This is a genomic window from Breznakiella homolactica, assembly GCF_016616095.2.
GTDB lineage: Bacteria > Spirochaetota > Spirochaetia > Treponematales > Breznakiellaceae > Breznakiella > Breznakiella homolactica.
Genome location: NZ_CP067089.2, coordinates 4,516,861 through 4,536,247, shown reverse-complemented (window position 1 = coordinate 4,536,247; position 19,387 = coordinate 4,516,861). Strand labels below are relative to the sequence as shown.

The following is a 19,387-nucleotide window of genomic DNA, read 5'->3' as shown; positions in this document are numbered from 1 at the left end:
TAACAATTGAGGGAAAACATTGTTTTCAAAAATAGATGGAAAGATGTCAATGGCGGAATTCCGCCGGTTGTACGATACGGTATTTCCAATCCTGTTCAGGATAGCCTATCGCATAACCAGCAGCGAGGAAGCGGCGGAGGATCTCTGCCAGGAAGCGTTCTTCCGTCTGCATGAAAAAAATATGGTTTTTCCGACCCAGGACGATGCCAAATACTGGCTTATCCGGGTGGTAAAGAATGCATCCTTAAACTATGCAAAACGGAAAGACCGGGAGCGCAAGGCGTATCAGAAGGCATTTAAGGAAGACACCCGGGTACAGGAAACCGGCGAAGGTGAATTCCTTAAAATGGAAACCCGCCAGGAAGTAAAGGAAGCCCTGGAAAAACTGCCTGAAAATCTGCGGATGGTACTGATATTGAAAGAATACGGTGAACTGAATTACAAAGAGATAGGACGGGCCCTTGGCATCAGCGAAGGGAATGTAAAAGTCCGGGTCTTCAGAGCCCGGGAACGATTAGCCAATTTGATTGCAAAGGATGGTAGTCATGTGTCCTGATCGCCAGATTCTTTCCGTATACCTTGATGCGGAGCTCCCCTCCCCCTGGAAAGAAAAAATGGAACAGCACATTTCAGGCTGCCCCGCGTGCGCGGCGCGGCTTGAGACGTATGCCAAACTGTCCCGGCCGGTCTCATGCGGCGCCGCTGAAAATGATGCCGCCATGGAGGCAGCCAAAGCCCGGGTGTGGGAAAACCTCAGCCGCATGGAAACTGCCGCCCGCACCGAAGAGCGGCGCCATGTCCCGGTATGGCAGCGTTCCATTCCGCTTCCCGCCGCGGTGGCGGCGATGCTCGTTATCGCCTTTATAGCCGTTATGGCCGGAGGGCCCGCCCGGGCCCGGCAGATTCCTGACGCCAACGCGGCCATGGCCAGCGTCAGCGCCGACGCACCGGGAATAATCCCGGCGTCCAGTATGGCGGGGGTGCTCCAGTACCTGGAAACCCAGGAATCCGGGACGGATATCGTAATTATCCGGCTTCCGGAAAGCCGTAATTTTATGAGTTACGGGGAACCTACCCTTATCCGCGCGGCCGATTATTCTGGGAGAACCATAACTCCATGATGCTCCGCTGGATTGTTAAAAACATCGGTGCCGTCAGCGGGTTATTCCTCCTGACCCTGACGTCGGTTTATGCCCAGGAGTCCATGCCGGACAAGCCGGCTCTGGATACGCAGGACCAGATTTTGGTCCTGGATATTTCCGCCGGGATTGTCGAGCAGAACCAGGAAGTTGTCTGGAATTCCGACATCTCAAAAACAACGACCCCCGGCCGGCCGGTTTCCATACAGGTTGTCGGACAGAATATCGTCGTTGTCGCCCAGTTCACCCCGTATCTCGGACACGGCAACAGCACCCTGATGGTTGCCCAGGGGCAGGTTTGGATCGAACTCCCCAATGAAGGCGGGGTCCGGTACAATACCAACATACAGACCATTCCCCTGGATTTCGGAGAGAAGATCTATTTCTTCCCCCTGGGACCGGAAAAAGACAAAAACAACGCCCAGATAGTCATTCAGCTTGAACTGAATCCCTATTCCCAATCCTCTGCCCGGCCGTCAGCGGGACTTTCCGGGAATCCCCCGAAGGATAACAGCTCCCAAACACAGACTCTGACAAAGGAATAATTTTTCCCATGAAAAAATCTCCGGCGGTGATCACTCTTCGGTTTTTCCTGTTTCTGTGTATGTTTCCGTGCTGGAGTTCCTGTACGAAACAGACCCCGGTTATCACCGCCATCGATCCGAGAATCGGTATGATGGGGGAAGTTCTCACAATCCACGGAGAAAACTTCGGCGAAGACCGGGATGAATCCTACGTCACTATCGCCGGCGCACCGCCCACGGCTTCTTCATACATTGAATGGAGCGATAACCGGATATCCGTGCGGGTTCCGGAATTCGGGGATTCCGGGCTGGTGTACGTGTATACCGGCAAGGAAAAAAGCAACGCCGCCCTTTTTTCGAACCGGGCGACTATGCCCCACTCGGTACGGGGCCCCGCCGTGGGGATCGGCCCGCGGATTCTTTCGATTGAACCGTCCGCCGGCGCCATAGGTTCCGCGGTAACCATCCTGGGGCAGAATTTCGGATCATCCCGGGAGGGAAGCCGTATCTTTTTTGCCTGGGACGCGGAAGCCGGGCCCGCGGCGCCGGCTGAGGTTGCCCGGCCGTCCCAGGTCGCGGTATCAGAAACAGATTTCGGCTATGAATTATGGAATGAACGGGAAATCCGCATCAGGGTTCCCGACGGGGCAATAAGCGGCAATGTGGAGATAAAAACCCCCCGGGGAAACAGTATGCCCGTGTTCTTTGATGTTTCCGGCAAGCCCGGCTCAAAAACCTTCAAGGACAAACGGAGTTACGCCATTTCCTATTCCGTGGATATTAAAGTCCAGGAATCCTCAGGCCAGAACAGCCTGTACCTCTGGATGCCGCTCCCGGAAACATCCGCTTCCCAGAAGGAAGCCCAGCTCCTTGCCAGGAGTATGGAACCTTTTATTGAAAACCATCAGGGTTCGGCACTGTTCCGGTTTTCCAATCTCCAGAACGAAGCCGCAGCCCGTGTGACCCTTTCATACCTTGTTGAAGTGTACGCGGTGGAAACCGACATCCGGCCCCAGTCCATACGCCAAACCGGCAATTCGGCGCTGCATACGGCCTACACGGCGGCGGCGCCGCTGATTCCTTCAAATGATCCGGAAATTACGGAACAGTCTGCCAGGATAACCGGCAGGGAACGCAACCCCTACCTGAAAGCCCAAAGAATATACGACTGGCTTATAAAGGATATGGAAATTCAGAGAGAACCCCTGGAGGGCGGCGCCCTGGAAGCTCTGGCCAGCGGCCAGGCGGACGCGTACCAGGGAGCGCTTCTCTTCTGCTCCCTTGCCAGGGCGTCGGGCATCCCCGCCCTGCCCGTTTCGGGGATCCTGGTAGACAGGTCCCGGGCCATCGGACGCCATTACTGGGCAGAATTCTGGATCGACGGCCTCGGCTGGATTCCGGTGGACCCCGCCCTTGGATCGGGAGCTTTTTCCGATGTGATGAATACCCGCCAGGACCGGGCCGCGTATTATTTCGGAAATATTGACAGCCAGCGCATAACCTTCTCCCGCGGACAGGCGCAGCTTTCCCAGATGGATTCCCGGGGAAGGACCGTCAGCCGCGACCGGGGTTACGCGCTGCAGAATGTATGGGAAGAAGCGGTTGGCTCCCTGGAGTCCTATTCATCCCTGTGGAGTGATATTATAATTACCGGTGTGTACGCTCACTAACCGGTGACCGCAATAACGCGTGAGTTCACTGAGGGTTTATCCGCGGCCATGAGGAGGTTGTATGGTTACTGTTATATCCCTGGGAGGATCCATCGTCGCGCCGGATTCCGTTGATGAAGAATTTCTCCGCAATTTTGTAGCGCTGATCGGGGAAATATTCGAGCAGGACGAAAAACGGCGGTTTATTTTCGTAATCGGCGGCGGCGGACCGGCGCGGACGTGGCAGAAGGCGTACCGCGCTGTGACCGGCGGCGGTATCGATGAGCAGGCGGACTGGATCGGCGTCATGGCGACCCGGCTCAACGCTCAGCTGGTTAAGGCCGTCATGGGAGACTGGTGCACCCAGGATGTGGTTATTGACCCAACCCAAGTGGGGCCCCTTGTGGGACGGGTTCTGGTCGCCGCCGGATGGAAGCCCGGTTTTTCCTCGGATTACGACGCGGTTCTGCTGGCGGAACGGTTCCAGGCGGACCGGGTCATAAACCTTTCAAATATTGAACGGGTATATACCGATGACCCGAAAAAGAACCCCGACGCGAAACCCATTGATACCATTTCCTGGGCGGATTTCCGCGCCATGGTAGGTGATGAATGGGTCCCCGGGAAGAATGTTCCCTTTGATCCCATCGCGAGCAGACACGCGGCAAAAATCGGTATCCAGGTTATCTGCGCTGCGGGAAAAGACCTGCCGAATCTCAAAAAATTATTCAGCGGAGAACCCTTTGTGGGTACCACCATCGGCTAATAGCCGGCGGAGCAGTCAATAGATTTAAAAAACGGAGTATTAAAAAATGAAAAAAAACAATGTCCGTACCGTAGCGGTATTGGGGGCAAGCGGCAACCCGGAACGGTACGCCTATAAAGCCGTGGAACGGCTCAAGGGAGACGGGTACACTGTGTACCCTGTCCACCCGGAACTCGTTTCCGTACTGGGTATTTCCGCGGTTCCGGATCTTTCAAAGATACCGGTTCCCCTGGATACGGTCACGGTCTATCTCTCAGCGAAACGGTCAACTCCCTTAATACCGGATATCATCCGCGTAAAACCATCCCGGGTAATTCTCAACCCCGGAGCCGAGAACCCCGAACTCGAGAAGGCTTTGGATGCATCGGGGATTCCATGGCTCCACGCGTGCACTCTGGTGCTGCTCGGCACCGGCCAGTTTTAATCCGGTTTTCGCCCTTCGATCCTTGTAATTAGGCCGCTTTTTTCGGTAGTATAGTGCTATCATGAACAGCACCGCCGGCCCTGCTGAAGCGCAGGATTCCGCATTACGGTGCGGTAGATCACAGCGCAACCGTCAAGGAGAAAGTCATGGAATTATCAGCCCTGCAGAAAGCCCGTTACGCGTATAACCCGAAACTTCCTGCAAGTTTATCCCAGCCGGTGGACAATATTGCCCTGGAATTCGGAGATCCCACCGAATCCATCGCGGACCAGGCGGAACTGAAGTCCCTTTTCAAACACAGCTACGGAAAACCTATTGTTAAATTCGCCTCCGGCAGCAACGACAAAATACGCAGGAAGCTGAATGTCGGCGTTATCCTGTCCGGCGGCCAGGCCCCGGGGGGTCACAATGTTATCGCCGGACTGTATGACGGCCTTAAAAAAGGCAACAAAGAATCAAAGCTGTACGGATTCCTCGGAGGACCCAGCGGCCTCACGGATAATAAAACCGTGGAAATCACCGATTCCATGATGGATGAATACCGGAACACCGGCGGCTTCGACATGATCGGTTCCGGCCGGACCAAGATTGAAACACCGGAACAGTTCGCCGCGTCCCTGGAAACGGCGAAGAAACTGGATCTCCAGGCGGTGGTAATAATCGGCGGCGACGATTCCAATACAAACGCCGCTCTTCTGGCGGAATATTTCCTGGACAAAGGATCACCCACCCAGGTTATCGGATGTCCGAAAACCATTGACGGGGATCTCAAGAATGAACATATCGAGGCGTCCTTCGGTTTTGACACTGCGGTTAAAACCTACAGCGAGCTCATCGGAAATATTGAACGGGATTCAAACAGCGCGAAAAAATACTGGCATTTTATAAAACTGATGGGCCGGTCCGCCAGCCATATTGCCCTGGAATGCGCGCTCCAGACCCAGCCGAACATCTGCCTTATTTCCGAAGAAGTGGAAGCGAAAAAAATGTCCCTGGGCCAGGTGGTGGACCAGATCTGTGATTCCGTGGTTCAGCGGGCCGCCAAAAAGCAGAACTACGGTGTAGTCCTCATCCCTGAGGGTCTTGTGGAATTCATTCCCGAAATGAAAAAACTCATCGCGGAACTCAATGACATCATGGCTATTAACGCGGATGAATTTTTGGCCCTGCCCTCCTTTGAGGACCAGAGCGCATGGCTCGGAAGCAAACTTTCGGCGGAATCATCCGCGCTCTTCGCCAGCCTTCCCCAGGATATCGCGAAGCAGCTCCTCATGGACCGGGACCCCCACGGCAATGTCCAGGTATCCCGGATCGAAACCGAAAAGCTTCTCATCGGCATGACGGAGAAAAAACTGGCGGAACTTAAGAAAGCCGGCAAATACGACGGGAAATTCAGCGCCCTGGGACATTTCTTCGGGTATGAAGGCCGGTGCGCGTTTCCCTCGAACTTTGACGCCGATTACTGCTACTCCCTGGGATTCAGCGCCTTTGTGCTGATCGCGTCGGGCCTGACCGGATATATCTCCAGTGTCAGGAACCTGGTGGCACCCGCGGATAAATGGATCGCCGGCGGCGTTCCCCTTACGATGATGATGAACATGGAACAGCGCCACGGATCGAAAAAACCGGTCATCAGAAAAGCCCTGGTCGAACTCGAAGGCAAGCCCTTCAAAACCTTCGCTTCCAAGCGCGGCACCTGGGCGGTGGAAACGAGCTTCCTCTTCCCCGGAGCGATCCAGTATTACGGCCCCGCGGAAGTTTGCGACCAGCCGACGAAAACCCTGCAGCTGGAACATTAAACTTTATTATAAGCCGCGGCAATCCGCGGTGCTAAACGGGATCTGAGAATAAAAAAGCCGTATAGGAATACTATACGGCTTTTTTATATGTTTTCTATTTATCAGGCGATGGCCGCGTTCTTGTTTCGGTTAAGTATCTCCATGAACTGTTCGCCGGTAATAGTCTCCTTCTCCACCAGGAACTCAGCTATCTCAACCAGCTTATCCTTGTTCTCACGAAGCAGCTTCAGCGCCTCATCATGACACCCATCGATGATCTTCGATACCTCTCCGTCCACCGCAGCTCCCGTACTCTCAGATCCCGTAAACACATTCCGTCCGTCAAGATACTGGTTCTGGGTACTCTCAAGTCCCATCATCCCGAACTTGTCGCTCATCCCGTACTGCGTCACCATGGTCCGCGCAAGCTTCGTCGCCCGCTCTATGTCATTCGACGCTCCCGTGCTCATCTCTCCGAACTCTACTTCCTCAGCGGCTCTCCCCGCCAGCAGCGTCGTTATCCGCGCCAGCAACTCGCCCTTCGTCAGAAGATACCGTTCCTCCTCGGGCATGTTCATCGTATAGCCAAGACTCCCCATGGTCCGCGGCACGATCGTGATCTTCTGTACCGGCTGGCTGTTCTTCTGCAAAGCGCTCGCCAGCGCGTGGCCCACCTCATGGAACGCAACCATCCGCTTCTCCTTCGCGTTCATGATCCGGTCCTTCTTCTCCTTGCCCGCAATCACCACTTCCACCGCTTCCATCAGGTCTTCCTGCAGCACTTCCTTCCGTCCAAGCCGCACCGCACGCACCGCCGCCTCGTTCACCATGTTCGCCAGGTCCGCTCCCGCGGCCCCGCTGGTCGCCAGCGCTATGTCACGCAGATTCACGTCAGCACCAAGGGTCACCTTCTTCGCGTGCACCGCCAATATCGCTTCCCGTCCCGGAAGATCGGGTTTCTCCACAATCACCCGCCGGTCAAACCGCCCGGGCCGCAGCAATGCCTTGTCCAGTACCTCCGGCCGGTTCGTCGCAGCCAGTATCAGGATGCCCTTGGACGAATCAAACCCGTCCATCTCGCTCAGCAGCTGGTTCAGGGTCTGTTCCCGTTCGTCGTTGCTCCCCAGCTGGTTGTCTCGGCTCTTCCCGATCGCGTCTATCTCGTCAATAAAGATGATACACGGCGCCTGCTTCTTCGCCTGCTCAAACAGGTCCCGCACCCGGCTCGCGCCAACACCCACGTACATTTCCACAAACTCGGAGCCCGATATCGAGAAGAAGGGCACCTTCGCTTCCCCGGCCACCGCCTTCGCCAGCAGGGTCTTGCCCGTTCCCGGGGGACCCACCAGCAGCGCGCCCTTGGGCTGCACCGCGCCGATCTCCTGGTACTTCTCGGGGCTGTGCAGGAAGTCCACCATTTCCGTCAGACTTTCCTTCGCCTCATCCTGGCCGGCCACATCGTTGAAGGTCACGCCGGTGTTCTTTTCCATATCGTAGAACTTGGCTTTCGATTTCCCCACATTCATCAGGCCGCCCATGCCGCCGGCGCCGCCCATCCGCTTGGACAGGCTCCGCATCAGGAAGTAGTAGATCACGTAGAAGATCACAATCGGGAAGATCCAGCTGGTGATGAAGCTCATGATGGGGTTGTTCTGGACGATGGGGCGGTAGAAGGCCACGTCGTGGGCCAGGAGCCGTTCGGTCAGGCCCGGGTCTTCGATCCGGCCGGTGTAGTACACCTGGTTCTGCCGGGCCTGTTCGGCCATCTGCTGAAACCGGTTCTGCGGCGCGGGTTCAGCGGTATTTTCCTCTGTCCCGAGGATCCGCTGCACTTCCGCGCGGTCCGCTTCGGGTTTGAGGGTCAGGGCTATCTGGTCCGTTTCAATCTGTACCTGTTTTACCGTATCGCTTTCCACCAGCTGGATGAACTGGCTGTATTCTATCTGTACTTTCTGGTTCGCCATACGGTTGGAAACCATAATATTCAATGCAAACGTAAGAATTAATCCGATGATCAGAAAATTAAATATGTTGGGGCTATGTCTTTCAGGCGTTTGTTTCCTGTCGTTATTGTCAATCTGATTGTTATCCATACCTATTCCGCTCCTTATTTTATGGAAAACCGCTCAGGCTTTTCCATGGGACCTATGCGTCCCTTTTCCGGAAACCCGGATTGTATCTCCTTTCTACTATTAATATACAAAAAAAAAGCCTAATGTGGCTGTTTTCTGAAACTTCGGGGGATAAATTTTTGTTATATTGAGGGAGAGGCTGTACCATAGGTTCCCTTCTCAATTATTACGAAAGGGAGTAGAATTATGGTAAATTCAGAACGAAAAAAAGGAAACAATGTATGAATTGCAGAGCACGGTATTTCGGTTTTTTTTCAGCAATAATCGTATTATCGCTGTTTCCCGGCATGCGGGCGGCGGCTCAGACCGGTCAGAGCCAGGATCTTCCCCTCCGGAGGCTGTCGGTTTTTTCTTCCGGGGTGGCATTTTTCGAGCACACCGGAAATATTTCCGGGAACGGAGAGGTGCTGCTGCCGTTTAACAAAGCGGCCCTCAATGACGCCTTAAAGTCACTGGTAATCAACGATCCCGGTTCGTCCTCCCCCTCGGTGCGGTACGCTTCGGAAACGACCCTGTACCGCACACTGAAGAGCCTGAAAATAGACCTGTCCGGCAATCCCGGTACAGTCGAGATTCTGGAAAATCTTAAGGGAAGTGAAATCCAGGTGTACACACCGAGTCCCGTCAGCGGAAGAATAATCGGTGTGGAATACCGGGCCATGAAGGATTCCGGAGCTGCGGAACCCTATGTTTCCATCCTGAGCTCCAAGGGAATGGAGGTAATCGCTCTCAGGGATATTTCCTCATTTTCCTTTATGGATCCGGCAGTACAAAGCGACTTTAACCGGGCCCTGGACCTTATCGCCGCGTCCAACGCTTCGGAAAGCAGGAATCTTTCCGTCATGCTCCCCGGGACCGGGGCACGGAATGTGAGCCTGAGCTACGTTATTCCAGCGCCGATCTGGAAGGTTTCCTACCGGCTCGACCTGAACCAGGATAAACCCCTGCTCCAGGGGTGGGCAATCATCGACAACGACAGTGACATGGACTGGGAAAACGTGCAGCTTTCCCTGGTTACCGGAAAGCCGGTTTCGTTTATCCAGAATCTGTATCAGCCCTATTATCTGTCCAGGCCAACCCTTCCGCTGGCCATCGCGGGAATCGCCGAGGCAAGGACCTACGATTCCGGATACGGCCGGAATGATTACCCCGAAGAATCTAAGGATATGGCGTACGACGATTACGCGAGGCTCTCGCAGAAGTCGGCGGTAATGTCCGAATCCTCAGTATACGCTCCGGCAGCCCCGGCACCGGGTAGTGTTTCCGGCGGAACCGTGACCACCGCGGCAGGCAGAGCCGCGGGAGATCAGTTTGAATTCACCCTAAAAACCCCGGTGACCCTTCCCCGCCAGCAGAGCGCCATGGTGCCTTTAGTCGAGTCCGCGGTCAAAGCCGAAAAGGTTCTGGTATTTTCCGGAGCCCAGGCGGCGCGGGGCGGGATGATCAACCCCGCCATCAGCGCGGAACTGACCAACAGCACGGGTATGAAGCTTCCCGCCGGTCCGATTACGGTATTCGACGGAGGAACCTATGGCGGGGACGCGCTGATAGAGTTTTTCCCGGAGAACGAAAAACGCCTCATTTCATTCGGCGATGACCTCTCGGTAACCGGCAGCGCGAGCCAGTCCCAATCCCGGGTAGTTACCAGTGTGACCGTGAGCGGCGGTGTCATGAGCATCATCCGGAAGGTAAGCTATGAACGGAAATACAGCATCCGCAATGCCGCCGGGGAAGCGAAACGGCTTATCATTGAACATCCCATCACCGGCGGTACCACCCTGTCCCAGGGCCAGTCATACCTGGAACGGACCGACACACTCTACCGTTTCGCGCAGAACCTTCCCGCGGGGGGAGAACTGGAGTTCACCGTTGTTGAGGAAGCACCCGCAGTGGAACGTATTACCCTGTCCCGGCTGACCCTTGAATCCTTCCTGAGCTATACCGCTAACCAGGAAATTCCCGCCAATGTCCGGCAGGCACTCCAGAAAGCCATGGACCTCAAACGCGCCGCCGATGACGCCGACGCGATCCAGAAGGATATTGAAACCCAGAGGACCCGCCAGATTTCCGAACAGGACCGGATACGGCGGAACCTCGAAGCCGCGGGAAGCCAGACCCAGCAGGGCCAGGAATACCTCCGGCGGCTGACCGCCATGGACAACGAAATCGACGCCCTTTCCGCTCAGTCGGAAACCGCCAGGAAAAACGCCCAGAATGCCCGCCGGGAATACGATTCATATCTGGCTGATTTAAAATTGTAAAAGCCTGTCACTGACAATATACACGCCGGAGGTTCCGCCTCCGGCGTTTTTTTCTCCTGGGCATTGATGGAACCGAGTAATCTGCACTATTCTAAACTGTATATATGAACAAAAAGCATCATAAAAAAGTAATAACGACGGTCTGTATGTATGTCCTGCTGTTCGGGATTATTCCTAATATCCGGGCCCAGGATAATCCCGATGTTTCCGCCGGTAAGCACCCGACAGTAGCGCTGGTTCTCGCCGGCGGCAGCGCCTGGGGGATCGCCCATATCGGGGTGATAAAAGTCATTGAAGAACTTGGCATCCCCGTGGATATTGTTGTCGGAACGAGTATCGGTTCCATCGTCGGCGGACTTTATGCCGCGGGGTATACCGCCGCGGAAATAGAACAGGCATTTGTTGAAGCCGATTGGGGGGATTTGTTTTTCGATACCACGGTCAATAAAAACGAACCGTACTACCGTCTTAAGGAAAAATCCCGGTACGCCCTTTCAATTCCCTTTGACCGGACGGGCTTTTTTCTGGGCAGTGGTCTATTGTCGGGCAACAAAATAGTACGGCTGGTGGATTCATACCTTCTCTGTATACCTTCGCCCATTGATTTTGATGATCTTCCCCGCAGATTCAGAACTGTGGCGGCGGACATAAACAGCGGCGACAAGGTTGTATTCTCAAAGGGCTATCTAGCGGACGCCATGCGGGCCAGCATGAGTCTTCCGGCGATTTTTACCCCCTGGCATGTGGATGGCAGGGACCTGGTTGACGGAGGGGTGGTGGATAATCTTCCGATAAACCTTGCCAGGGAGATGGGCGCCGATATAATAATTGCCGTTGATTTGGTCGACCGAGTTGCATCATCTCAGGAAGCTTCAAGGAACAACTTCCTGGAAAATTTTATGAAAACCATGCACATTTCTTCCAGAGAAAATGTCAAACCCCAGCTGAACAATGCCGATGTGCTGCTCACCGTGGATGTTTCCGGTTTTATGCAGACCGCCTTCGACAAGGGCGTGGAATTATCCGCCATCGGAGAAAAAACGGCACGTTCGAATATCTCGCAGCTACAGGAAATACGGAGCCAATTCCCAGAAGACAGCACCAATTTTACGGGAAAGCCGGACATGCCGTCCCTTAATCTGCGGGACAGCCGGTCCGTGAGAGTTGAGGGCGCCGTAGAAAAGGACCGCCAGAAGATCAGCAGTATTCTTGCCTCATTGAGTGAACAGGAACAAGACGGCGCCATCACTGTGGAGAGACTGTTCTATGAAATCGACAATACCGGACGGTACGAGTCGGCAAGGATATACCGGGATTCCCTCGAGCCGGGCAATCCCCTGCTTATCAGGCTTACCCCGAAACCCCAGGAAAAAAACGCTGTCCGGCTCCATATTGTTTCCCGGACCACCTTTTCATCATTTAATACAAGAAACATGGATCTCGTTCCGGCGGTCATTGTCAGAGGTCTGCCTACAAAAAAATCCCAGATTACTCTGGATGTTGAAATTCTGGATGCTCCGGGTGTCGATCTGCAATTCAGACAGGGCTTTGGGGATTACTTTTCGGTCACTCCGTATTTTACGGTTAAACAGCAGTCTTCCATACGGTTCAATGAAAACTACCTCGGATACCAGTACAATACGTTCTTCGTTTCCGGCGGCGTTAATATCGGTATTTCTTCATCCGGCGGGCTGGAATTCGGGGCCGGCTGGAGTTACGATTACGCCAATACAAAAAATACTTTCGATACGTCGATATTCCCGGATTCAACTACCAACAACAATATGGTGAAGGTATCCCTTGGCCTGCAGCGGGTTGACTCCCCGATTTTTGCTGCGGAAGGTTTTTCCGGGACCCTTGATTTTGCCAGTTCCATCCACAAACCGGGTTCCGATCTGCTGTTCCATACCCTTGAGAGCGGCGGCGTCGCAACCATTCCCTTCGGGTCCCCCTTCTCCATGGCTCTGCGGTGGAAAGCGGGAACGGACTTCAGTTTTCTGTCGGATGTCAATAAAGCTCCCTTCTATTACCTTCCCGGCCTTACATCGCGGTGGATGTTTCCCGGACCGCTCACAACCGAAGAAATCGTAGGAAGCAATGTGGCGGGGCTCGGCCTTGAAGCCCAATACAGAATTGACTGGAGGAGCCAAAGCATAACGATTCCGTCGTTCATTATTCTCCAGGGCGCCGCCGGAGCTGTCATACAGGATATGCATGACTTCCAGTGGAACGAAGTGTTCCACTGGAATGCGGCCGTCGGCGCGGGAGTCAGACTCAACGACGCCTTTGGGATTCTGCTCCGCGGCGGAATACATCAGGGAACCGACAACCGGATATCTCCGTTCTTCGCCTTGGATATCGGGGCGATCGGTTTCTGATTTTTTATTCCCGGTACTCTTCGAGAAAGACGCCGTTGTCTTTCAGTGTTTTACGGAGCTTCTGCACATCGATTTCCTTAACCGATGCCTTATCCTTTACAGCCTGAGCCGCCGCGGCACCGGCGCCTTCGCTGATGGCCATAATAATAGGTGTAACCCGGACTGCGGCACAGGCTTCGTGGGTGGCGCTCAGACAGCGGCCGGTTACAATGAGATTGTCTATTTCATTGGTGATGAGACAGCGGTACGGTATGGAATACCAGGTATTGTCCTTAAGGAACCGGTGGTTCATGCTTTGGCCGTCGGGGGAATGGATGTCAATGGGATATCCGCCCATAGCGACGGCATCTTCAAACATGGTATTTTTCACCAGGTCGTCTCCAGTGAGCTTATAGACACCGTTTATTTTCCGCGATTCCCGGATACCGATCTGCGGTCCTGAAGTCATAAGGATACAGTTTTCAAATCCAGGGATGTATTTTCTGAGGAAACGGACTGTCTCATGAACCTGTTTCCGGCCGTCGATTTCAGCTTCGGTGAGATCAAAGGGGTCCACCGCCGACCGTTTTATAACCCTGGTCATATTGATAATGTATTCACCTTTGTTGTTGGTCTCAAAGCAGAGAACAAGATCCCGGTCAACATTGAAGTCGCCGTTTTCCTTTGCCTGCTTAACAATACTGTAGGCTCCCTGAATACCGTACCGGGGATAGCTCCGCAGATCCTTGGGGGTATTTTTATATACCTCATCGGGGTTTGCTTCAATAAACTCCAGCATTTTTTCGCGGTCTACATTGTAGACCCGGGCATTCATGGTCATAGGCTGGGCGAGGTTGTCGCTCTCCCGGCCGAAGACACTGCCCACTCCGGCGTGGGTCGCCAGATCGGCATCGGCGGATGCATCGATAAATACATCGGCCTCGAGTTCCATAAAGCCGCCCTTGGAATAGAGCTGCGCGGAAACAATTTTTCCGTCTTTAACGGTACATCCTGTATAGGTGGTATGGTACAGGATTGTAACATTAGCCTCCCGGGCCATAGTTTCCAGAGTTATCTTCATACCTTCCGGATCAAAGGCTGTCGTCGACCCGCAGTACCCCACGGCGTCTTTCATATGGCCGATGGAAAAACCCTGGGCCTTCAGCCGCTCCACTATCTCATTGGGGATCCCGAATATAACCTGTTTGTTTCCGGCATGGAAGGTCATCTGCGGTCCGGTACCGGCCATGGTCAGCATACCGCCGAGGCAGCCGAACCGTTCGATGAGTATGGTTTTCGCGCCGCCGCGGGCAGCGGCAATGGCTGCGACAGTCCCCGCTGGACCGCCCCCGATTACGGCTACTTCAAACTTAAGTTTATTCTGCATAATACGCTCCTTTCAAAGGATTTATTTCTTATTGTCACTTCCCGGTTTTCCTCCGGCCAGATCGTAATAGGTCCGGGAAAAAGCATGGGCCCCGATTTCGCTGAGCGCCCGGATACCGGTCCGGCCTATTTTAAGAGGGCCGATGGTTACCATGGGAACCAAATATAATTTTGATGTCAGACCGAGTTTCGTACATTCAAGAAAATGAAAAAACTCATGGCTCATGATAAGGTTTTCCGCTGCCTCCCGGGAAATCCCGTTCTGCTCCGCCCAGAGGGAAACGGACTGGGTATACAGGGTGACGGTGTTTGTCCCGGAAAGGTATTCGCTGAAGTACCGGCGGCCGCCCAGCACATAGTCCCGGTCTTCCCGGCGGTACCGGAGGCCGTTTTTATCGGCGATGGCAAAAAAATCCGTTTCTCCGGATGATTCCGCCCACACTGTATTTGCCGTTTCGCTTCCCCGGTTCCAGGCCAGGTCAACAATCTCCGTCCGGTCCGCTTCCGGGATCCGCTCATAGCACGAGTCATAGGACAGTTCCGTATGGGCCAGTTCCTTTCCGGGAAAGGGAAAAACAAAATCCGGCATGGTTCACAGTCCCCGCACAATCATGAATCTATCCGTTTGGTCGCCGCGAGGATTACCCCCTCGTCTGCCTGGGCGCCGGAGATTTCCACATTTCCGAGACTGAATACCTGGGCTTCGGTCTGAAGCCCGCTCAGATCAACAATACGTTTGGCGATAACAAGATACATATTCGGCATCTGCGCGCCGCCGTCATTATACTCGATTAATTCATCAAGCAGATGCTTTGCCGCCTTTTCCCATGTTCCCACTGTGGCGCTTCTTACCCAGGCATTGTTTTTCTGGAGCCGAATGACTCCTTCCTCATCAATAATGCGGAGGGGGTTGGTCTTCTTTTTAAAAAGACCAAAAAGTTTCTTTTCGGTTTTCCGAAGCTGCACCGCAAACATAGAGTCGGTTTCCGCCGCGATAAAAAGATCCGAGACCGAAGCGTCGAGATTCTCAGCCACAATGGCCAGCAGTTCATCCTTGCCAAGTTTCCGTTCCATCATATTTTTGCTGCGCAGTTCCGTCGCGCCCACGGCAACAGCCCTGATGAGGTTGCGCTGGGAATCGACTTCCACGGATACTTCTATGGTTCCCGGAGCGGCTCCGTTCTGGATAGCCATGAGTTCCGCTTCCCGGCGCACGGAAAGTACATCCTGTTCCGTGGGATTGAGCACCGTCCGTTCCACCATATCCCGGACCATAGCCAGCGCAACGCCGATGGTGGAAATAACCGGGGCGTTTTTAGCGATACGGTGTTTGTGCTTAAGAGATTCACCGAGATGGGGAACCACCGCTGCAGCGCCGCCGCCGCCGCCGATAAACATGGTGACCCGCGGATCCATGCTGTAATCCTTGATAAGATCCTTGACCACCCGGCCGTTTTTTTCCGCGGCGAAGGCAAGTACTTTTTTTGCGGCCTCCTCCACTGAGCAGCCCATGGAATCAGCCAGGGGCTGCCAGGCTTTCCGGGCAGCATCGGTATTGCCGAAGGCGTAATCCTCTTCCCGGACGTAACCGGCGATATTGGCCGCCCCTGCCAGGGTCAGGGCAAAGGAAAGGTTATTGTCACATTCAACATACGCATAGTCGGGATCGGTCTCATGGGGTTTTACGGTTTTAAGTCTGGGATTAACAATTTCTTCAGAGTCCGCGTATACCTCATAACCCAGGCCGGCGATATGGGCCGAACGGGGTCCCGTGTCAACGGCTTTTCCATCCTTGATCTGGACCATACTGCCGCCGCCGATTCCCACGGTCCGCACATCCAGGGAATTCAGATATGTCTTATGGCCGCCGACTTCCGCGTACCGGACCATGACTTTTCCATCCTTGACGCAGGAAATATCCGTAGATGTTCCGCCGACTTCAAAGAAAATCCCGTCGGTCAGTTTTTCATACATCAGGGCGCCGGCAACTCCCGCCGCCGGACCAGACAGGATTGTAAGAATCGGCCTGTTGCGGACTTCGTCCACGGTCATCACACCGCCGTCACAGCGCATTACCATAAGGGGGCTTTTTATCCCGGCGTTCTTAATACTGCTTTCGGTCATATTCGCCGCGTCGAGCATTTTCGGAAGAATACTTGCGTTGACCACGGCGGTCCTGGTCCGGATCTTCAGTCCGTACAGTTTTGAAATATCGTTGGTAGCCGTTCCGGGGATGGAATGTTCCCCGCAGAGCTTTACCGCTTTATTTTCATTTTCCGGATCATCCACGCTGAAGGCTTCCGCGGCAACAATGCTCCGGGCGCCGTTCTGTATCAGCTGCTCTATGGCCGCGCCGGTATTTGCGGCAAAGGAATCCCGGTCCGCGGTGTTGACATAGGCATTTACCGAATGGAGGAATTTTCCCGGGGCAAGCTTGATATCGCCGATGGTGGTATCCCCCTTTGCCTTGGCCCCTTCCAGACCTTCGCCGAGGGTAATGATCCCGACTTTTACCACGTCGCCTTCCAGGAGCGCGTTTGTCGCCTGGGTCGTACCATGGGCTATAAAGTGAACATCCTCCGGTTTAATGCCGTACTGGTCCATAACTTTTTTGAGAACCTCAACAATGCCCGCGGCCACACCTTCCCCGGCCGTATGGGTGGTGGGAACCTTTACCGAACCGATAAGCTCAAAGGTGTCATTATCTATTGCCACGGCATCCGTAAACGTGCCGCCCACATCTATACCAATCCGTACTTTCATTTACCGCTCCAAATTATGCTTACCTAAATTCCAACAGGAATTGGTATAAGCAGCCGGACCCGGCTGTTTATACCAATCACCGCAGTTTTTCCTGCGGCCGTAAAGGCCGCAGGAAATTCCAGCACCCTTAGAAGTAGAGAATACCGGAAATAACCACCCCGATGGCTGCTATAACCCACAAATAGGGAAGCAGTTTTTTCGTTATGGCGTTAACATCAACTTCGACAAAGTTAGCGGTCCAGACGTTCTGGGTATTCGTCGGGTCACCGACACCCTGGATGCGTTCCGCCGAAAGGAATGCGCCCATAACCGCCAGCGCCGGAATCGTATTGAGACCGATAATAAGCGCGGCGATACCGGAGCCGAGCCCGAAGAGGTTCAGGGGGCCGCGGTACAGGGCCAAAGGCGCCAGAATGATGAAGAAGATCATGTAGGTGATCCTGGTCTTCGGCGTAATGGCGAGCATAAAGGGATTGAGGACTTCCTTGACCATGGGATTCGTCACGGCCATGTAGAGCATACCGATTCCGATCATGAGAATAACCGCCGGCGCTGCATTGGAAATCCCGTCGTAGCAGGTCTTGGTCAGCATATTCATAGCCTTTGACCAGCCTTTAAACGTAAAGATAAGGATCCAGATAATACCCGCGAAGAACGCCGGGATTATGGGAACCTTAAAAATAATAACCAGCAGAATAGGAATCAGGGGAGTGACCATCGCCAGAGCGCCGGTGACACCCTTCAGCTTTTTCTCCTCCGGTTCTTCCTGGGGAGCCGCCGGCGCGGAGAAAGCGAACTTCACGCCGTTCTTTTTGAATTCGATAAACACGAGAACCAAAGTGGCAAGGAAGGTCGCCGCCACCAGGAAGTATTCGAAATTCCTGATGTATTCGATTTCAAGACTGAAAATCGAAGAGAAGGTCTGCCAGTTGGACATATTGAAGCACAGTCCCGTGGCGAAAGCCATGAGGAAGATACAGGCGGCGCTGATAGCGGGAACCCCGATCGATACGAGGATCGGCAGAACAATGGAACCGACCATAATGACCGAGCCGAGTCCGGCCAGGGTGGTGAACAGCAGCGCCACGGCGATAACCAGCACAATGGTTACAATCAGGGGCCGGTCGCCGCCAAGCTCCGCGGATTTCCTGATAATCGTGGACGTAACACCGGTCTGGTTCATGAGCTGTCCGAGCCAGGCGCCGAAAATAACCGCGGCGTACGCCGCCGCCATCCGTGTAGCCCCGCCTTCGATTACGGTCTGGAGAAATCCGATATTCGCACCGTTGGCATCCTTTCCCACAAAAGGCACGCCGGCGATCAGACAAATCGCCACTGCCAGCAGGGGAAGCGCAAGCAGGGTCGGAATTTTCCGCGTAATCATCAATGCCGCGATAACAAGAAACACGACGATAATGAGAATTCCCTGTAACATAAAACCTCCATTTCCAGCCTAAGCTAAATATTTTTAATCACACCGGTGATTAATTTAAAAGAGAACTACAGTGAATCCACTGCCTTCCGGAATTCCGCGGCGGCCTTTTCACAGTCCCCCGGGGATTCGTTGCCCATTACGATAGCTCCGATCATGACCGCCTTGCAGCCCGCGTCCCGGAGGGTGCGGATTTCCGACGGGAGGACTTTCTTCTGGGTGGGAACGAGTACCGGTTTCCCGGTTTTGGCAGCAACGTCGGAGTACCTGAGGACATCCGAATAATTAAGCGGTTTGCCGTACTGGTCCCCGGGCATGATGCTGGCTTCCAGAACATCAATGGCCGAAGCCTTAACCGCGTCCAGGGTATTCTGGGTGTAGGTATAGTCGATGGCCACCATCTTTCCCAGTTTGGTGCTTTCCATCATAAAAGGCGGAAGGTGGTGGGCATAGGATGAAAAAAACTGCAGCCCCATGGATTCCAGTTCCAGCATTTCCTCACGGTTTATGAAGGCATCCTCCCCTCCGGGGACGAGTCCCACGGGAACCTGGCCCGCAATCGCGATGAGCTCTTCCATAAACTTCCGGTTTTCCCGGAAGCTGCCGAAGGTGTTGCCGCTGGCCCGGTGCCAGACATTCATGTGGACCTTCACCGCCTGAGCGCCGCCCGCCAGGGCAGCCTTGGCCAGGTCGAGATTATTCGCCGGGAGACTTACCACCAGGGAAAATTTATTGGCGCCGATCAGTTCCTTGAAATTCATAACCCCTCCAAAAAA

At 54.1% G+C, this 19,387-nt stretch carries 15 protein-coding genes; 9 read left to right on the top strand and 6 right to left on the bottom strand.

Annotated elements, in window-relative coordinates; all coding sequences use genetic code 11:
• The first annotated feature begins 43 nt into the window (after positions 1 to 43).
• From JFL75_RS20330 to JFL75_RS20300, 7 genes are all read left to right on the top strand, one after another.
• Positions 44 to 556: an RNA polymerase sigma factor gene (locus JFL75_RS20330; protein WP_215628665.1), complete on the top strand. Its 513-nt coding sequence runs from the start codon at positions 44 to 46 to the stop codon at positions 554 to 556.
• 58 nt (positions 557 to 614) lie between these two features.
• Positions 615 to 1,121, top strand: coding sequence for a hypothetical protein (locus JFL75_RS20325; RefSeq protein ID WP_223292716.1), 507 nt, complete (start codon positions 615 to 617; stop codon positions 1,119 to 1,121).
• The gene (locus tag JFL75_RS20320) at positions 1,118 to 1,684 is read left to right on the top strand and encodes a hypothetical protein (RefSeq protein ID WP_215628493.1); all 567 of its coding nucleotides are present in this window, start codon (positions 1,118 to 1,120) and stop codon (positions 1,682 to 1,684) included. The genes JFL75_RS20325 and JFL75_RS20320 overlap by 4 nt, the downstream gene beginning before the upstream one ends.
• An 8-nt stretch (positions 1,685 to 1,692) precedes the next feature.
• A complete protein-coding gene (locus JFL75_RS20315; RefSeq protein ID WP_223292715.1) occupies positions 1,693 to 3,333 on the top strand; it encodes a transglutaminase domain-containing protein in 1,641 nt (546 codons plus the stop codon).
• A 61-nt stretch (positions 3,334 to 3,394) separates the two neighbouring features.
• On the top strand, positions 3,395 to 4,078 hold the full coding sequence (gene pyrH, locus JFL75_RS20310) for a UMP kinase (RefSeq protein WP_215628492.1): 684 nt from the start codon (positions 3,395 to 3,397) through the stop codon (positions 4,076 to 4,078).
• A 46-nt stretch (positions 4,079 to 4,124) separates the two neighbouring features.
• Positions 4,125 to 4,502: a CoA-binding protein gene (locus JFL75_RS20305; RefSeq protein WP_215628491.1), complete on the top strand. Its 378-nt coding sequence runs from the start codon at positions 4,125 to 4,127 to the stop codon at positions 4,500 to 4,502.
• A 146-nt stretch (positions 4,503 to 4,648) separates the two neighbouring features.
• A complete protein-coding gene (locus tag JFL75_RS20300; protein WP_215628490.1) occupies positions 4,649 to 6,301 on the top strand; it encodes a diphosphate--fructose-6-phosphate 1-phosphotransferase in 1,653 nt (550 codons plus the stop codon).
• 101 nt (positions 6,302 to 6,402) lie between these two features.
• Here JFL75_RS20300 and ftsH read toward each other — a convergent pair whose 3' ends face one another.
• Positions 6,403 to 8,373 carry an ATP-dependent zinc metalloprotease FtsH gene (gene ftsH, locus JFL75_RS20295; RefSeq protein WP_215628489.1) on the bottom strand — a complete coding sequence of 657 codons (1,971 nt, stop codon included), beginning with the start codon at positions 8,371 to 8,373 and terminating at the stop codon, positions 6,403 to 6,405.
• A 260-nt stretch (positions 8,374 to 8,633) separates the two neighbouring features.
• Between ftsH and JFL75_RS20290 the strand changes: the two genes are divergently transcribed.
• Together JFL75_RS20290 and JFL75_RS20285 are read left to right on the top strand one after the other, a co-directional pair.
• Positions 8,634 to 10,673, top strand: coding sequence for a DUF4139 domain-containing protein (locus tag JFL75_RS20290; RefSeq protein WP_215628488.1), 2,040 nt, complete (start codon positions 8,634 to 8,636; stop codon positions 10,671 to 10,673).
• 104 nt (positions 10,674 to 10,777) lie between these two features.
• Complete coding sequence (locus tag JFL75_RS20285) at positions 10,778 to 13,051, top strand: patatin-like phospholipase family protein (RefSeq protein WP_223292714.1); 2,274 nt, start codon at positions 10,778 to 10,780, stop codon at positions 13,049 to 13,051.
• A 4-nt stretch (positions 13,052 to 13,055) separates the two neighbouring features.
• Here JFL75_RS20285 and JFL75_RS20280 read toward each other — a convergent pair whose 3' ends face one another.
• From JFL75_RS20280 to JFL75_RS20260, 5 genes are all read right to left on the bottom strand, one after another.
• A complete protein-coding gene (locus JFL75_RS20280; protein WP_215628486.1) occupies positions 13,056 to 14,417 on the bottom strand; it encodes an FAD-dependent oxidoreductase in 1,362 nt (453 codons plus the stop codon).
• Between the two features lie 21 nt (positions 14,418 to 14,438).
• Positions 14,439 to 15,005, bottom strand: coding sequence for a hypothetical protein (locus JFL75_RS20275; RefSeq protein WP_215628485.1), 567 nt, complete (start codon positions 15,003 to 15,005; stop codon positions 14,439 to 14,441).
• Positions 15,006 to 15,025: 20 nt separating this feature from the next.
• Positions 15,026 to 17,179, bottom strand: a complete 2,154-nt coding sequence (locus JFL75_RS20270) for a hydantoinase/oxoprolinase family protein (protein WP_215628484.1) — start codon at positions 17,177 to 17,179, stop codon at positions 15,026 to 15,028.
• Between the two features lie 127 nt (positions 17,180 to 17,306).
• Positions 17,307 to 18,614: a C4-dicarboxylate ABC transporter gene (locus JFL75_RS20265; protein ID WP_215628483.1), complete on the bottom strand. Its 1,308-nt coding sequence runs from the start codon at positions 18,612 to 18,614 to the stop codon at positions 17,307 to 17,309.
• Between the two features lie 65 nt (positions 18,615 to 18,679).
• Positions 18,680 to 19,372 (bottom strand): hypothetical protein, encoded by a 693-nt coding sequence (locus tag JFL75_RS20260; protein WP_215628482.1) that lies wholly within the window; start codon positions 19,370 to 19,372, stop codon positions 18,680 to 18,682.
• Positions 19,373 to 19,387 lie beyond the last annotated feature (15 nt).

Bases quoted from the DNA above. Each gene is read 5' to 3' on its own strand.
- JFL75_RS20305 (WP_215628491.1), top strand. From the start codon at position 4,125: ATGAAAAAAAACAATGTCCGTACCGTAGCGGTATTGGGGGCAAGCGGC.
- ftsH (WP_215628489.1), bottom strand. From the start codon at position 8,373: ATGGATAACAATCAGATTGACAATAACGACAGGAAACAAACGCCTGAA.
- JFL75_RS20275 (WP_215628485.1), bottom strand. From the start codon at position 15,005: ATGCCGGATTTTGTTTTTCCCTTTCCCGGAAAGGAACTGGCCCATACG.
- JFL75_RS20260 (WP_215628482.1), bottom strand. From the start codon at position 19,372: ATGAATTTCAAGGAACTGATCGGCGCCAATAAATTTTCCCTGGTGGTA.
- JFL75_RS20315 (WP_223292715.1), top strand. From the start codon at position 1,693: ATGAAAAAATCTCCGGCGGTGATCACTCTTCGGTTTTTCCTGTTTCTG.
- JFL75_RS20290 (WP_215628488.1), top strand. From the start codon at position 8,634: ATGAATTGCAGAGCACGGTATTTCGGTTTTTTTTCAGCAATAATCGTA.
- JFL75_RS20280 (WP_215628486.1), bottom strand. From the start codon at position 14,417: ATGCAGAATAAACTTAAGTTTGAAGTAGCCGTAATCGGGGGCGGTCCA.
- JFL75_RS20330 (WP_215628665.1), top strand. From the start codon at position 44: ATGTCAATGGCGGAATTCCGCCGGTTGTACGATACGGTATTTCCAATC.
- pyrH (WP_215628492.1), top strand. From the start codon at position 3,395: ATGGTTACTGTTATATCCCTGGGAGGATCCATCGTCGCGCCGGATTCC.
- JFL75_RS20285 (WP_223292714.1), top strand. From the start codon at position 10,778: ATGAACAAAAAGCATCATAAAAAAGTAATAACGACGGTCTGTATGTAT.
- JFL75_RS20265 (WP_215628483.1), bottom strand. From the start codon at position 18,614: ATGTTACAGGGAATTCTCATTATCGTCGTGTTTCTTGTTATCGCGGCA.
- JFL75_RS20325 (WP_223292716.1), top strand. From the start codon at position 615: ATGGAACAGCACATTTCAGGCTGCCCCGCGTGCGCGGCGCGGCTTGAG.
- JFL75_RS20320 (WP_215628493.1), top strand. From the start codon at position 1,118: ATGATGCTCCGCTGGATTGTTAAAAACATCGGTGCCGTCAGCGGGTTA.
- JFL75_RS20270 (WP_215628484.1), bottom strand. From the start codon at position 17,179: ATGAAAGTACGGATTGGTATAGATGTGGGCGGCACGTTTACGGATGCC.
- JFL75_RS20300 (WP_215628490.1), top strand. From the start codon at position 4,649: ATGGAATTATCAGCCCTGCAGAAAGCCCGTTACGCGTATAACCCGAAA.